Genomic DNA, 14604 nt, shown 5'->3' on the forward strand with positions numbered 1-14604 from the left:
GTGCCACGCCCTGCTGCTCATTTACCGCCGGTGACATCCAGGAACGTACCCGTGATGAAGGACGCCTCGGCGCCTGCCAGCCACAGAATCGCCCTGGCCACTTCTTCAGGCTGACCACCCCGCCCCATGGGGATCGAATCCTTGACGCGGTCAACCCGCCCCGGCTCGCCGCCGCTGGCGTGAATGTCGGTGTAGATATGCCCGGGGCGGATGCAGTTGACGCGTATTCCCTCCCGGGCAACTTCCTTGGCAAACCCGGTGGTAAAGGTCTCAAGCGCACCTTTCGATGCGGCGTAGTCGACGTATTCGTTGGGGCTGCCAAGCCGGGCGGAGGCCGACGAGATATTGATCACAGAACCGCCCCGCCCCTCGTGACGAAACGACATGCGCTTCACCGCTTGCTGGGCACACAGCATCGGCCCGATCGCGTTGACCGCGAAAATCCGCTGCATGCGCTCGAACGCCAGGTCCTCGACCCGGGATTGCAATGCGTTGATCCCGGCGTTGTTAACCAGTACATCGATGCGCCCGAACGCCCGATCTATCGCGGCAAATAACTGAACGACCTGCTCCGGGTCTGCGCTGTCTGCGCGTACGGCCAAGGCCCGGCGCCCCGCCGCTTCTACATCCGCCACCACCGCGAGGGCAGCAGATTCGTCGGAAACGAAGCTGATCGCCACGTCATAACCTTGTGCGGCAGCCAGCCGCGCGGTGGCGGCGCCAACGCCACGACTTCCACCCGTGATCAGAATCAGCGGTGCCTGCGGGACGGTATCCATTGAGCGAACCTTCATGTGGTGGTGGGAAATGCGTTACCTGTCCTCAGCCGATGAGGAGGGTGCCGGTGGCGATCACCACGCACGCCAATACCTTGCGCACCGTCAGTGTCTCGCCGAGAAAGAAATAGCCAATCAGCGCCGCAAACAACACGCTGGTTTCGCGCAACGCCGACACCGCGCCCATGGGCGCACCGGCCATTGCGTAGATGATGATTCCGTAGGCCAGGAGCGACACCAGCCCGCCGGCGAACGCCGTGAAGAAACCAGGCCGCACACTGAACAAACTCTTTGCCCCGCGCAGGCCGATATAGACCGCCGGCATCAACACGCCCCACAGGGCGCACATCCAGACCGTGTAGGCCATCGGGGCACCGGACAGGCGTGCGCCGATGCCATCGGTGACGCTATAGGCGGCAATGAAACACCCGGTGCCCAGGGCGTATGGCAGGCTGGGCACGGCCAGGCGGCGGCCCCTGAACGCCAGCGAAATAATCCCGCCAGACACCAGGGCAATGCCCAGCAGTGAGCTGGCCGATACGCTCTCCCCGGCAAACACTGCGGCGCCGAGGGTGATCAGCACCGGCGAGGAGCCCCGTGAAATCGGATAGGTTTGCCCCAGGTCGCCCACCTTGTAGCTGCGTACCAGGAACAGGTTGTAGCCCACATGGAGTAGCGCTGACAGCACCACATAGAACCAACTGGCTGGCGCCGGCACTTCCAGGAACAAGGCAGCGGCGCCACTGGCAATAGCGACCGCCAGGCACATCACCGTCATCGACCAGAGGCGGTCGGCGCCGCCACGCAGCAGCGCATTCCAACTGGCGTGCAGTAAGGCGGCAAAGAGGACCAGGAGAATGATGTGATATGGCATGCGCCTATCCTAAGTAAACCGGCGCCTCAACTGAAACGAAGTCTCCTCATTGAAGAATGAGCAAATCCTCATGCTTTATTCGTAGGCGAGTCCGGCGTTTACCGCTTCCTGCATCAACCAATCACGAAAGCTGACGATGTGAGGCTGGGATTCGAGCCCTTTGGGGCACACAAAATAATAGGCAACCGGGGATGGGAACGGCACCTCGAACAGCTTGACCAGGCTGCCATCGCTCAGCTCTGATTCCACATGCCCACTGCGCGCCAACGCAATGCCCTGGCCGAGCAACGCCGCCTCGATCGTCATGTTGGTATCCGGAAACCTGACACTCTCATTGAGTGGCGAAATCGCCAGCCCGACGTGCTGGAACCACACTTCCCACTTCGGCACCAAATCGGCGCCGTCGCGCATCAGCAAGGGATAGCGCAGCAATTCGGCTGGCGTGTTTGGCCGGCCAAAGCGCTTCAACAGATCGGGACTGGCCACCGGAAAAATCTGCTCGCGGAACAGGAACTCCGAGTAAAGCGCCGGGTAATTCCCATTGCCCAGGCGGATCGCAACATCAGCCTCCGCACTGGAGAAGTTGATGATCTTGTCGCTGGAGTCCAGCGTGACGAGTATTTCCGGATGCCGCTGGGCCAGGCTCGGCAAACGTGGCAGCAGCCATTTCAGCGCGAAGGAATAGGTGGTGCTGACCTTGAGCCGAACCCTGCCCTTTTGTTCCCGCAGGTCCGCGAGTGTGGCCTCAAGGTTCATGAAGAACTCGCGCACGATGGGCGCAAGGGCTGCGCCGGCAGGCGTCAGGCTGAGTGACTTGCCCCGCTGGAACAGCTGCAATCCCCAGAGTTCTTCGAGGTGCTTGAGTTGATGGCTGACGGCGCTTTGGGTGACGTGCAGCTCTTGCGAAGCAGAGGTGAACGTCGTGTGCCGAGTCGCAACCTCAAAGGCGCGCAATGTCGAGGTGGGTGGCAGGTCTCTCATGGCGGCACATCGCTGTTTATGAATAGACGCTCATGATAGAACATCTGCCCATTGCCCGACTGCCCTCTCCGCCTGCGTCCAACGCCAACACTTCATCCACTGCCTTTTCATACTTATTTCACATTCATTTATCTATAACGGAGACCGTAATACCGCAGCCCCGTTTATAGCGACTCAGTGAGCCACGAATATGTCAGGCGCAATACAATCGACGACAACTTCATACGCAACCCCAACTAACTTTCGCGTCAGCGCAGTTGCGCCAAATGAAACTAAAGCGCAAATAAAATCTGCTATTTCTTACATTCACTTACAAATATCTTGAGTGTGTGAGTGATGAACAAAACTGACGCACCAAACGAGAACTCCACCCCTTTCAGTATTGTACTGGTCAATTACAAAACTCCGGAAATCACCAAAATCTGCCTGGAGCTGTTGCACCAGCACATCGACCCCCGCGAGACGCCGGTGTGGGTCGTTGACAACTATTCTGCCGATGAAAGCACCGAGTATTTAAGGACACTTGATTGGATCCATTTAATCGAGCGCACCACTTCCGAGCCCGAGCAAGGCCATATCGCCCATGGCAAAGCCTTGGACCGGGTACTGGAGCGCGTCAGCACTGATTACTTACTGCTGATTCATACCGACACATTCATTTTCGACAAGAATGTTTTTCCGATGCTGCTGAACAAGTGCGCCAACCATCCAGGCGTCGCTGCCGTGGGTTGTGTGGAGCAACTCAATCGCGGTCTCACGAGAACGTTTTGGCGCTTTAGCTCGCGCCTGTTCAAGCATTATTTCCGACGTTTGAAAATTGCCCTGGGGCTACGTTCAAGAGAGCCCAAGCCCTACCGGGAGCTCTACCTGAAGAGCTTTTGCACCTTATGGAATTGCAAGCTCATCAAGCAACATGGGCTGCATTTTTCAATGGATGATCGGGTGCCTGGCTACACGCTTCAAGAGCGCATGACTGCGCTCGGCTATACCGTTGAAATGCTTTCGCCGCGCAAAATCTTCAGTTACCTGGATCACATCCAGGCCGGTACCGTCTCGGCGGCGGGTGGCTATGGCGCGACCCACAGGCGAACCCGGATGTATAACAACATCCTCAAGCGCCTTAACAAGGATGGCCTGGGAGGCTAGGCTTCGCAAACACGCGATCGGGGCGCTCCCGCGCGTGATCGAAGCCCTCCACAGGCTTTTATTTTCAGTATCGGAGCGGTAATGGCACCTAACTCTCAAACGCTACCCATGAGCCTTTCTCCAGCGCTCGACTTCGACCAGAAAGCGGCCAGCGATCTAGGTACTTCATTGAGCAGCCTGTATGTGCAGGCTACGCCGTTTCCCCATATCGTCATCGACAACTTCCTGCAGGACGAGCTGATCGCGAGCATTAGCTCGCATTTCCCCGTTGAGCCAACCCAGAACGAAACCCTCTACGAGCGCGGGTACAAAGGCCAGCGCAAACGCCAAATCAGCCCTAACGAATGTGATCCCTATTTAAAATCGGTATTCAACGCGTTCAACTCGGCCCCCATGTTGCAGTTTCTTGAGCACCTCACGGGCATCGACGGCTTGATACCCGACCCCTACTTCACCGGGGGCGGGCTGCATGAAACAAAAAGCGGTGGGTACCTGGGCGTGCACTCCGACTTCAGGCTCAACAAGAAACTGAATATTGAGCGCCGACTGAACATCATCATTTATCTGAATGAAGACTGGCAGGAGGCATACGGCGGCAACCTGGAGCTTTGGGATGTCGGCATGAAAACCTGCCTTAAGAAAGTGTTACCCGTGTACAACCGTTGTGTCATTTTCAATACAGATAAAGACAGCAATCACGGACACCCTGAGCCTCTCACCACGCCTGAACACATTACGCGCAAATCCATCGCCCTTTATTACTACACCGCCTCGGCCGTGGCCATCGACCCCACGCAAAGAAACAAGACCCACTACAAACCCAGGCCAAAAGATCGTTTAAGCCTCAAGTACTACATCAACAAGCTCATCAAGAAGAAAAACTAGTCGGATCGGCATGGGTCGGGTGCCCCGACCTCCTGCCCGGTTGGCACCCCGTCAACCCAGTTGGAACCGCGCTGTGTTATCGCTCAATGCCCGGCTGCCCTTGCTCAACACATCCGCCGCCTGATTCACCGCCCGCGCGCCCTCGAGCAAACGCCCTGCGGCCTGATCAACCTGCTGGATATTGCCGCTCACTTCATCCGCCGTCGCCGCCTGCTCTTCAACCGCCGTGGCGATCTGCGCCAGGGTGTCAGTGACGCTCTGCACCGCGCTGGCGATTTCGCCCAGGCGATGGCCCAAGCCCGTGACGGACTCGGCATCGGTCACCGCCTGCTCACAGGCCGCGCCCATCAGGGTGACCGCCTGGCTCACCGTTGCGCGCAAGCTGTCCACCGTGCCGGCGATCTGCGCCGTGGAAGCCTGGGTCCGTTGCGAGAGGCTGCGCACCTCATCGGCCACCACCGCAAAACCCCGGCCCTGCTCGCCGGCCCGCGCAGCCTCGATGGCGGCGTTCAGCGCCAGCAGGTTGGTCTGCTCGGCGATGCCACGAATGGTGTCGACTACCGACTGGATCTGCTGGCCCTGCTGGCTGACGCGCTCCAATGCATCGGAGGTGTCGGTCAGCCGCTGGTTGAGCTGCTGGATACTCGTGGTGGTGCGTTGGCTGTCGCGGCTGCTGTCTTCGGCAATCTGCCGGGTTTTCTGCGCACTGCCGGAGGCCTGCTCGCAGCTTTTGGCGACGCCCATGGAGGTCGCGGCCAACTGCGTGGCGGCAGCGGCAATCTGGCTGATTTGCTGTTGCTGGTCTTCCACTTCGGTCAGTGTGCTGCCCGATTGCGAATTGAGGGTCAGCACCGCAGAGCCGAGTTGCTGCGTCTCGTGATTAACCCCCAGCAGGCTGGTGCGCAACTGCACCACGGCGACGTTGAGCGCGGTGCTGATGGCCGCCAGTTCATCGCGCCCTTCCACCGCCACTTCAACGCACAGATTACCGTCGCGCAGGGATTCGGCCAGGGTGGTGATGCCGCTGGCGCTGCGGCGGATCGATGCCTGCAAGCACACGAACAGGTACAGGGCCGCCAGCGCCAGCACGCTGAACGTCACCGCCACCGGGACGAATTGCTTGAGGGAACTGTCGCGGTAATAAACCAGACGCGCATCCAGTGAACTCAGTGACTGATTACGCAATGCCCCCAGGGTACCGAGCATGCCGTCGACACTGCGTTCGAAGCCGGCGGTATCGAGCTTGATGGTGCCGCCGAATACGCCCTCGTCCAGGGCTTTCAGCTCATTGTCCAGCAGTTGCAAGCTGTCGTCGTATTGCGCGATCCAGGCTTGCAGCCCGGGGTATTGCTTGGCCTTGAGGGATGCGGCGGCCTTGACCAACTGATCCCGGGCATCACCAATACGCCCCCGCAGGTCGCGCATCTGCAACCGGCTTTGCAGGGTGAACTGGCCCGATGCGATGGACGACTGCCCGACGCTCGCCATGCGCCCGATACGCTCGATCAGGTCAGGCGTCTGCTGGGTGGATATCTGCATCAGCAAATAGGTTTCAAGCCAAGGATCGAGGATCAAGCCGGTGTCCATGGTGATCTGCTCGCGCAGGGTTTGCATCGCGCTCAATGCGGAAGTGAAGCGGTCGTAGCCATCCGGCCACCAGCCCACAGTGCGCAGGGCTTGGGAATCCATGCCCGTGACCGAAGCTTGCAATGCCTCGAAGCGTGCAAGGGTGTCGGCGCTCGCGTTCTGGGCTTTCAGGGCCTCGCCCAGGGCCTGCACGCTTTGCAGGATCAGCGGAAAATTGGTGTCCACGGCCGTCATTGCGGCTTTGGCCGCGGGTGTCTGGTCGTGGAGGATGTCGGCGGCTTTCCAGCGCGCGGCCAGGTTGCGCTGGGCGGTCAGCTGCGCGTCCAGGGCATCCAGGGCCAACAGTTCGCGCACGCCGGATTGCTCATTGGAAATCACCGTCTGCTTGGTGCGGTACTCCTGCGCGATCATCCACAGGCTGCCCGCCAGGGGCAGCATGAACAGAAAAAACAGGATCTGGAACTTGCGCGCGAATCCAAAACGTCCGAGCAGGCGGATTCCTGGCGACAAAAGGCTTTGCATGTCCGACGACTCCTAGAACCACTCGCCTGTGCGGCGAATCAAGCTTTGAAATGACTGACGGCAAAATGCCATGTCATTGATTAAGCTGGCTCAAGCAAGAAACGGACCGCAGGTGGCAGGCCCGCAGATACGCGGGGCGTCGTTCAAAAAACGCGGTGCCGTGCGCGAAAATGGGGCGAAAGCACTCAGCGCCGGTGGCAGAACGGTAACCGTCTGACCAATACCGCAAACCCTGTGGCGAGGGAGCTTGCTCCCGCTGGGCTGCGAAGCGGCCCCAAGAAAAAGCGGGAGCGCTGCGCACTCCAGCGGGAGCAAGCTCCCTCGCCACAGCACGCTCCCTCGCCACAGCAAGCGCCCTCGCCACAGGGTGAGTGCTTGTTGAATCAGGATTGCCGTTGGCATGCGCAGCGGTGTACGTGGCGGATCACATTGTTTTGCAGAACGAATACAGGGCTTACCGCAAGCCTTGATGTACTGGCGCCTCCCCGGCAATCCCGGCAGACTGCCTGCAAAGAGATGAATCATTGCGGGGAAGCACAGGATGGATCGGCTGGCGGCGATGGAAACCTACGTCTACGTAGTAGAGACAGGTTCTTTCTCTGCGGCGGCCAGGCGTCTGGACGTCGGGCAACCCGCTATTTCAAAAACCATCGCGCAACTGGAAGAACACTTGGGCGTGCGCCTGCTGATCCGCTCCACCCGTGGGTTGACGCCCACCGAGGCCGGTACGCTCTTTTTTGAGCACGCCATCAGGGTTATCGACGGCGCAAACGAAGCCGAACTTGCCGCTCGCGGGTCGGCTGCAGGACTGACCGGCCTCTTGCGTATTTCAGCGGCGACCACCTTCGCCCGATTGCACATTCTTCCGCACCTTGGCGAGTTCCTGGAGAAGCACCCGCTGCTGGATGTGGACGTGCGCCTGGACGACCGTTCGATGAACCTGATTGAGGAAGGGATCGACGTCGCCCTGCGCATGGGCAACCTAAGCGACTCCAATCTGACCGCGAGAAAAATCAGCCAGTGCCGGCGGTGGGTGATGGCAACGCCGGCGTATCTCGAACGCTGCGGCCTACCCGAATCCCCCACCGACCTGGCCGATCACGAAGCCGTGATCTACACGCTGGGCGGCGGTGGTACCTCATGGGTGTTCAAAAAAGACGGCGCCGAGCAGCCGGTCGCGCTCTCCGGCCGCATCCGGGTGAGCGCTGCCGAGGGTGTGCGCACAGCGGTGTTGTCAAACTACAGCCTCACCGTCTCGTCAGAATGGATGTTCACACCCGAGCTGGCGAGTGGCGAGGTCGTGGCCGTTCTTCGGGACTGGGCACTGCCGGAGCTGGACCTGTGGGCGATCTTCCCCACCGGGCGCATGGCAAGTGCCAAGGCCCGGGCCTTTATCGACTTTGTCGAGCAGTTGATGGAAAACCGTTAACCACGCAACGCGGGAAGCAACTCGGACGGATCCGGGCGACGGGTGTAGTCCGGGTTGACTTCAGCGTAGGTGATCACACCGTCCTGGCCGATCACGAAACGTGCCGGCATGGGCAACACCCAGGCCGGGTTGTCGTTGAAGGCTGGCAGGTCGTTGCCGAAGGATTTGTACAGGTCGACCAGATAGTCGGGCAGCTTGAAACGCAGCCCGAAGGCATCGGCCACTTCGCTCAGGGTATCGGACAGAATCGGAAAGCTCAGTGTGTTCTCACGCACCGACTTGCGACTGTTCACCTTGTTCTGCGGGGAAATCGCCACCAGGCTTGCGCCCAGCTCACGAAACGCCGGCAAGGCCTCCTCCAGCGCTTGCAGCTCCATGTTGCAGTACGGGCACCACACGCCTCGGTAGAAGGTAATCACCAGCGGGCCCTTGGCCAACAGTTCTACGGAGGAAACAGGATTGCCGTCCGGGTCGCTAAGCTTGAATGCCGGGGCCTTGTCGCCGACCTTCAGCGCGCGTTCGGCCTGGCCGGTGGCGATCAGTTCGTCGGTGGCGCGTTGCATCAGCGCGTGTACTTGGGGCGGCGCGTTATAGGGTGGTTTGCCGGCTACGAAGTCAGCCTTGAATGCATCGAGTTTTGCTTGAAGAGTCATGTTCAGTTCCTGGCATGGGGGCGGTTGACCGCCCGGAGTTGATCGCCAGACCAGCATTGCTGTTTGCAGGGTGCGGTAGTAGAGAGGCCGAGCGCATAGGAGCTATTCTTCGGCGGAATGCGATCCCCGTGGGTAGCGCGCTTGTTGGGGTGAGCGAGCTTGCTCGCGCTGGACTGCGCAGCAGTCCCATTTTCCGGGGCCGCTTCGCGACCCAACGCGAGCAGGCTCGCTCGCCACAGGAAAAAGCGGCTACAACTGATGCATCGGCTCCTCTGCGGCGTTTGCCTTGGCATGCTCAATGAACGTTACGCGGAGGATGAACAGCGCCTTGCTCCATTGCCTACAGTTGCGTCAGAATCCGCCGGCTTGTGCGCTAGGGTATGGGTCTCTAAGGTTGCTCAGTCGCTGAAACCTCAGTGATCGGGTTTAGTAGCCCGAAGTATTCTAGGCAATGTGCATAAGCATCATCTGTCAGACGTCTTTGTCTGTGCTTAATGGTGGCTGTGCGCAGGGCGCCCTCGGGCGCGCCGGTTTTGTCTGGAATATCCGGTCTACTAACCTGCACACAGCTGCCACCTTTCGTTTAGTAGCGAGAAGGCGGGGCCAAAATGGAGCATCCAGACAATGTTCAAGATTACCCCTAATCCTCCGGGAACTTCCGATCCCAAACTCCACCAGGCCGCCCAGCGCGCCATGGATCACTACCTCAATCCAAGCACCAATAACGCCCCGCTGCCGACAACCCTGTTCAGCGTCGCGGCCGACGCCAGCAGCGAAAGCCTGATTACCAACAGCGACGAAACCATCTCTTCTGTAAATGCCTTGCTACTTGACCTGTCTGAAGAACTGACCGGTAAAAACCGGGATGTAGCCTTGGCGATTCACCAACTGAGTGAGTTGGGGGTATTGTTGATGGGCAAACTAATAGACCGCGAAGTGCCTTCTTGTACCTAAGGGACCAATGCATGCAGAGCTAGTTCCTCCCAACTCAACTAATTAATCAGTCGGGTCGCAGTAGCGATTTAGCGATATACGGCGACCCAACAACTTATACTTAAGTGAAAATTGGCTAAACACTTCCGCCAAAATTTGCCCCAGAGGTTAGCATCGACAATCTAACACAAAGTATGGAATGTATTAATCAGCTCATCATACCTTGGTAGTTTCTCAACAGGGAAGTTTTTTGACCGACTAAGCTTTATTTCAGCTCCTGATAATTCACTATATACGAGCCTAGTGAATTTAATTATCTGACTCTCATAATTTGTGCCTGGAATGCGCGTAGGCCTGCTGATAAAATTCTCGCACTCCCCTTCAATGGCTGGTGGCAAGAGTAAAAATTTTAATAGGTTATTTTGGAGCTGCTCAAAGTCATCGTACAAACGATACATTGCAGCAGTTACGGTCTCCTCAAGTTCATTATCATAATAGCTGATCAAGGGAAACGTATTTTTTCCAAGGTAGCCCCGAAGAATCGTCAAATCCACAACAGGAATTTCCTGTATGGGAAACCCGGAGAGCATCTTATTATTACTGACAACTAAAGGGAGCACTGTATATGCTACGTCGCTTTGAAAATCCCATCCAGCCTGATCAAACACTAACTTTAAATTTTCTTTTACAAAAAATGATTTCCTTTTAGCCTGGACCGCACCAAACTCAAGTTTTTCTCTAGATCTAAAATGAGATCTAGGGTTATCGCTTGTAACAAAACACTTTAACTCCCCAACCAAGACAATTGAGCCGATTCTAACAAGCAAATCGATCTCTTCTTCTCTTCCATCGACACCTATAGTAGTAGAAATAGCTGGCGAAAAGCTAGTTATAAGTTTATTGGCTGAGATAATTTCATTCACTGAACTACAGACTACCTCCTCATAAACTTTTCCTTTTTCTTTGATGTCGTCGTTACTAAAACACTCTGCCAGCCAGTGCTCCAGCACTCTTTGCATAATCGGCGATGCGGCAGCAGCAAGAATAAATGATAGCTTACCTTTTCTCGTTTCAATAATCGGATGAGACCAAAGGTCTTGCTTAGGTGCACCAGAAAAGCATATGAAGTCTATTACTTCTCTTGTCTTTGAACTACTGAAGCCAGTAGCTCTACACATGGAAGCTATCAAATCTTTCCTACTGATCTGCGCGATGTAATTGAGCATCTGATTAGTATTAAATATATCAGCATCATACCGCATCGTTCTAGATGCCATTTGCTTCGCAATTAAACTCAAATGCCTTAATACTTCCAGCGCTTCTTTTAGACAGAAACTTTTACCATCGACATTTCTTTGCAGAAGCTCATCAGGAAAGCTACCTATAGCATCACCCGCGTTAACAACAAGACTAGCGTTCTCCGCCTGCAAGCGTAAAGATGCCTCTTGGATCGCTTTAATGATCAACTTTTCACAATGAGCCCCTTTAAATTCAACCTTTAGATATTCATATCGCCCATGGAGCATTTTGATAGCTTCGGGGTGCGAGGAGAACAATGCCGTACTAATGTAGGAACGACTCTTTCTTAAATTACTTACTTCGATAGCAAGCTCTCCAGGAGAAGCTATCTGCTGAATTGATATTTCACTCCCAGTTTTCTCATAAGAGTAATCTCCCCACACAAGCGCCTGAAAATACTGCTCATACGATGAATAGAGATTTGAAAGAAGTGCCTCCTGCTTAATAAAATTAATTGGCTTAATTATGTTTTTCCCGACCGAAAATTTTACGCCAGCGTTTATATTTAATATACAATTTCGGATAGCCGGCTGAAACCCATCCACAGCACCTACCGCAACTTCCTCACCAGAAAGAGGATTTCCGGCAGGATTATTTTCCATCAACAGGCTATGAATGCTTGACCCATCTGACAATTTACCTTTTATTGCTTCTGATGCGACAGCAATATCGCGATTAGACAGACAGCAGTAAAGCTCCAACATTCGACTAAGGCTTGTTCCAGGAAAATTTTCATCATAATGACTTGATGTGGCACTTCTTATATCTATGAGCAGTTGATTGAACGTAATCCCAGCATCGTATATATGTTGTTCATCGCCATTCGCTACACTCTGCCAAGCCTTTTCCCATTTTTTTAAATCAAAACCTCGATCTGTCGGCCCCTTTAATTTTTGACTCCGAAGTAGATCCCTAAATGGAGTTTGCATGTCAGTCCTTAATGTAATTTTTGGTAGAAATTAACGTACGACGCTCATCATTTGATCCAATTTATCCGTGACATTCAAGTACCATCACGTAAAATATTTTACGATTTAGAAAAACCCAACCAACTATGTGATTTGGTTCATCGTAGGTAGCGCAGCGGGATCATTGCAGCAAAACTTTGTGCGGCGTTATCTATGAGTTTCAGATATCAGCCGTCAAAGTATTATTCTTACCTACAGCAGCCTGTTGTAGTCGCACGCTTTAGACGAGTGTCCCCCTTGTTGACAGGCAGCACTCGCTCAAGGAAAACGCGAAAAACATGCTCCCTAATATGTAGGAATAGGCGCAAGTAGCGCCACCATCTGCCCCTTCCCCGGTGCACTTGGGTTGCCATCAAACGGCGCGCCTATGACACAAATTGGACGAGGTGCGGTTTTGGAAACCCAGCCAGCTCACGGTTTGTCGGCATCACAGAGTTTCAACGTGAGGCCCAACTCAGCCATCCGCTTCGAATAGAAAGCAAAAGCCCGATCAAAATCACCTGTACCTAAAAATACATGGGAAATCATAGTGGCCACTCTGGGGCTATAAATGCCCATGAGTCTGGCGCGAAATGATTGCAGGCGAAAGCCTGATGACCTCACACAGCAGATGTACGGCTCCCCTCCCCTCATACGCCCTTAAAAACCGCCAATCCCAACAATCCGCAGGGTGCCGCCCGGCATTTCGCCAACCCATAATGAACCTACAACAATAAAGGGGCTCACCCCAGGGCGCGTAAGCCATGTACAAAGACCATATCGTCAAGACTCGCATGACGGACAGCGCCGCATTCATGGGCGTGGTCGCCGTGGTGATTTTCATCATCACGCTGGCCTGCGGCGTGGGTGAAGGCCGTCTTTCCCACTTGATGGGTCCCATCGTTCTCGACCTGAAGGCACCGCTGGCGCGTGACATTGCGGTGGGCGGCACGTTCACCCTGACGGTGGTGCTGAACCTGTTCATCCTCGGCCGCTTTCCCTTGCGTGCGCAGATCATCACGGTGTGGTGCGAGTTGCTGGTGCTGTTCCTGTTGTTCTTCGACACCTTCAACCTTTCCTATAGTTTTATCGCCACCAAAATCGGATTCATGATCACCCAAGGGGTGTTCACCACCGTCTATGTGTCGGCAATTTCGATTGCGATTGCGTTCGTCCTGGCCTTGCTGGGCGCCACCGCACGCTTGTCGTCCAATGGCTTCGCGATTGCGATTGCCAGCTTCTACACCTCGTTTTTCCGCGGCGTTCCGCTGCTGATCCAGATCTATCTGATTTACCTGGGCATTCCTCAGCTCGGTTATGTCGTCGGGGCGGTGCCGGCAGGCATCCTGGCGCTCTCCCTGTGTTATGGCGCCTACATGACGGAGATCTTCCGTGCCGGTATCAGCAGTATCTCGCGGGGCCAGTGGGAAGCTTCGCGGGCGATTGGCCTGAATCCGTTCCAGACCATGACCCGGGTGATTCTGCCGCAGTCCATGCGCCTGATCATTCCGCCAACGGGCAACCAGTTCATCTCGATGCTCAAGGACAGTTCGCTGGTGTCGGTGATCGGGGTCTGGGAGCTGATGTTCCTCGCGCGAACCCAGGGACGCGCCGAGTTCCGTCACCTGGAAATGCTGATCACCGCCGCCGTGCTGTATTGGTTGCTGTCGATCGTGCTGGAAACCGTTCAGGCCCGCCTGGAAAAGCATTTCAACCGCGCCCATCGCTGAATCAGGAGCATGACGATGAATCAGCCCTCCGTAGTCCCTGCTCCATACCCTGCAATATCGATCCAGGACATGCACAAATGGTACGGCGATTTTTATGTGCTCAAGGGCATCGACCTGCACATTGCCAGCGGTGAAATCGTGGTGGTGTGCGGGCCGTCGGGTTCCGGCAAATCCACGTTGATTCGCTGCCTGAACCTGCTGGAAGACTTTCAGAAAGGCCACGTGTTCATCGAGGGTACCGAGCTGACCCGTGATGCCGCCTGCGTGGCCGGGATACGCCGCCAGGTCGGCATGGTGTTTCAACAGTTCAACCTGTTCCCGCACATGACAGTCCTGGAAAACCTGATGGTGGGACCGCGCCTGGTGAGCAAGCTCAGCGAGCCCCAAGCGCGCGAATTGGCCTTTGAATACCTGGACCGGGTACGCATCGGGAACCAGGCCGACAAATACCCCAGCCAACTCTCGGGCGGCCAGCAACAGCGCGTCGCCATCGCCCGCGCCTTGTGCATGCGCCCGCGCATCATGCTGTTCGACGAGCCCACGTCCGCCCTTGACCCGGAGATGGTCAAGGAGGTGCTGGACGTGATGGGCGAACTGGCCCAGGACGGCATCACCATGGTCTGCGTCACCCACGAGATGGGATTCGCGCGGCGGGTGGCCGACCGGATCATCTTCATGGACCAGGGCTGCATCATCGAGCAGGCCAAACCCACCGAGTTTTTTGACAACCCGCAGCACGAACGTGCCCGGGAGTTTCTGTCGCAGATTCTCAGCCACTGAGAAGCATCGTCGGACATCGACCAAAACAACAAAAATCCGCATTCCCGATATCTGGAGGCTTA

12 protein-coding genes are annotated in these 14604 nt (G+C 56.0%); 6 read left to right on the forward strand and 6 right to left on the reverse strand.

Translation table 11 applies throughout. The features are described from left to right. Window positions 1-17 precede the first annotated feature (17 nt). The 3 genes from LIY45_RS19505 to gcvA form a co-directional block, all read right to left on the reverse strand. The gene (locus tag LIY45_RS19505; protein ID WP_017479012.1) at window positions 18-779 is read right to left on the reverse strand and encodes an SDR family oxidoreductase; all 762 of its coding nucleotides are present in this window, start codon (window positions 777-779) and stop codon (window positions 18-20) included. 43 nt (window positions 780-822) lie between these two features. After that, window positions 823-1650 carry a DMT family transporter gene (locus tag LIY45_RS19510; RefSeq protein WP_017479011.1) on the reverse strand — a complete coding sequence of 276 codons (828 nt, stop codon included), beginning with the start codon at window positions 1648-1650 and terminating at the stop codon, window positions 823-825. A 75-nt stretch (window positions 1651-1725) separates the two neighbouring features. Beyond that, on the reverse strand, window positions 1726-2631 hold the full coding sequence (gene gcvA, locus LIY45_RS19515) for a transcriptional regulator GcvA (RefSeq protein ID WP_017479010.1): 906 nt from the start codon (window positions 2629-2631) through the stop codon (window positions 1726-1728). Window positions 2632-2967: 336 nt separating this feature from the next. Here gcvA and LIY45_RS19520 point away from each other — a divergent pair, with 336 nt between their 5' ends. Beyond that, entirely contained in the window at window positions 2968-3777 is an 810-nt protein-coding gene (locus tag LIY45_RS19520; RefSeq protein WP_226477284.1) for a glycosyltransferase, read from the forward strand. A gap of 81 nt (window positions 3778-3858) precedes the next feature. After that, a complete protein-coding gene (locus LIY45_RS19525; protein ID WP_017479008.1) occupies window positions 3859-4662 on the forward strand; it encodes a 2OG-Fe(II) oxygenase in 804 nt (267 codons plus the stop codon). Window positions 4663-4713: 51 nt separating this feature from the next. On the opposite strand, the gene LIY45_RS19530 is transcribed toward LIY45_RS19525, so the two are convergent. After that, a complete protein-coding gene (locus LIY45_RS19530; protein WP_226477285.1) occupies window positions 4714-6771 on the reverse strand; it encodes a methyl-accepting chemotaxis protein in 2058 nt (685 codons plus the stop codon). A 541-nt stretch (window positions 6772-7312) separates the two neighbouring features. Between LIY45_RS19530 and LIY45_RS19535 the strand changes: the two genes are divergently transcribed. Further along, window positions 7313-8200 carry a LysR family transcriptional regulator gene (locus tag LIY45_RS19535; protein ID WP_226477286.1) on the forward strand — a complete coding sequence of 296 codons (888 nt, stop codon included), beginning with the start codon at window positions 7313-7315 and terminating at the stop codon, window positions 8198-8200. Here the strand turns inward: LIY45_RS19535 and LIY45_RS19540 are convergent. Next, window positions 8197-8853: a peroxiredoxin-like family protein gene (locus tag LIY45_RS19540; protein ID WP_226477287.1), complete on the reverse strand. Its 657-nt coding sequence runs from the start codon at window positions 8851-8853 to the stop codon at window positions 8197-8199. The two genes, LIY45_RS19535 and LIY45_RS19540, sit on opposite strands and share 4 nt — an antisense overlap. 624 nt (window positions 8854-9477) lie before the next feature. Between LIY45_RS19540 and LIY45_RS19545 the strand changes: the two genes are divergently transcribed. After that, window positions 9478-9807, forward strand: a complete 330-nt coding sequence (locus tag LIY45_RS19545) for a DUF6124 family protein (RefSeq protein ID WP_226477288.1) — start codon at window positions 9478-9480, stop codon at window positions 9805-9807. 161 nt (window positions 9808-9968) lie between these two features. Here the strand turns inward: LIY45_RS19545 and LIY45_RS19550 are convergent, their stop codons facing one another. Then, a complete protein-coding gene (locus tag LIY45_RS19550; RefSeq protein WP_226477289.1) occupies window positions 9969-12014 on the reverse strand; it encodes a hypothetical protein in 2046 nt (681 codons plus the stop codon). 782 nt (window positions 12015-12796) lie between these two features. On the opposite strand from LIY45_RS19550, the gene LIY45_RS19555 reads away from it, so the two are divergent. Then, window positions 12797-13762: an amino acid ABC transporter permease gene (locus LIY45_RS19555; protein WP_226477290.1), complete on the forward strand. Its 966-nt coding sequence runs from the start codon at window positions 12797-12799 to the stop codon at window positions 13760-13762. Between the two features lie 15 nt (window positions 13763-13777). Further along, window positions 13778-14542, forward strand: a complete 765-nt coding sequence (locus LIY45_RS19560; RefSeq protein ID WP_226477291.1) for an amino acid ABC transporter ATP-binding protein — start codon at window positions 13778-13780, stop codon at window positions 14540-14542. Window positions 14543-14604 lie beyond the last annotated feature (62 nt).

The organism is Pseudomonas sp. MWU16-30323 (assembly GCF_020515595.1).
Classification (GTDB): domain Bacteria; phylum Pseudomonadota; class Gammaproteobacteria; order Pseudomonadales; family Pseudomonadaceae; genus Aquipseudomonas; species Aquipseudomonas yamanorum.